The sequence below is a fragment of the Stenotrophomonas sp. P5_A8 genome (assembly GCF_056400545.1).
This window is the reverse complement of record NZ_JBFULB010000632.1, coordinates 1-749: the sequence shown is the minus strand read 5'-3', so window position 1 is coordinate 749 and position 749 is coordinate 1. Positions and strand designations below refer to the sequence as shown.

1 pseudogene is annotated in these 749 nt (G+C 62.5%); it reads right to left on the bottom strand.

The window, feature by feature from the left end:
• Window positions 1-749, bottom strand: a pseudogene (locus tag AC1DQP_RS21180) (TonB-dependent receptor); the annotation flags it as partial.

The following is a 749-nucleotide window of genomic DNA, read 5'->3' as shown; positions in this document are numbered from 1 at the left end:
GGCGCTGGCGTTGCGGTCTGCGTAGCGGAGGCCGAATTGCAGGAATGCGATCGGGCCGTCCAGGAAATCGAACTTGCCATCTCCTCGCCAGCTGTTCTCTTCACCGCGGGATTCGCCCCAAGTCTGGAAGAGACCATTCAGATAGAACCGTGACGGATCCATGGCCGGGTCGCCCGCCAGGTACCAATTCTGATGATTGCCGGCCGTGCCATCCCACACCGTTGTGATCGGACCGCTCAAGAACGTATCGATGATGAAGTTCTCATCGCGGTAATAGCCGGACGTGCGCGCGACCTCGGTGGAGAGGTGCAGCTGGTCGCCATTCCACTTGAAGCCGAGCGCGTTCTGAATGTCCTGGCCGCGCTGCTTGTGAGCCTGGGTACTGCTGGCCGCGTAGGTATCACCGGTCCAGGAACCACTGGTGGCATCGCAGATGGTCTGACCCGAGAGCGGGCCCGCCAGCTGGTTGGGATAGCAGTTGCTGCCCACCTGCAGCCCGGTGGGCGGCACCACGCCGACCGGGAAACTGAAGAGGAACGCCTGGTCATAGTCGTCGCGCACGTAGTCGTAAAGACCTTCGACGTAGACCTCGGTGTTCTCGCTCGGCTTCCACTGCAGGGCATAGTTGAATGCGCTGCGCTTGCGGTCGCCATGGTTGTAGTTGGTGCCCCAGCCGTTGGGCGCCGCGATCAGGTTGCCGTCATCGGTCCGCATCGGCGAGCCGCCGGGGTTCTCCAGCACCTTAGGGA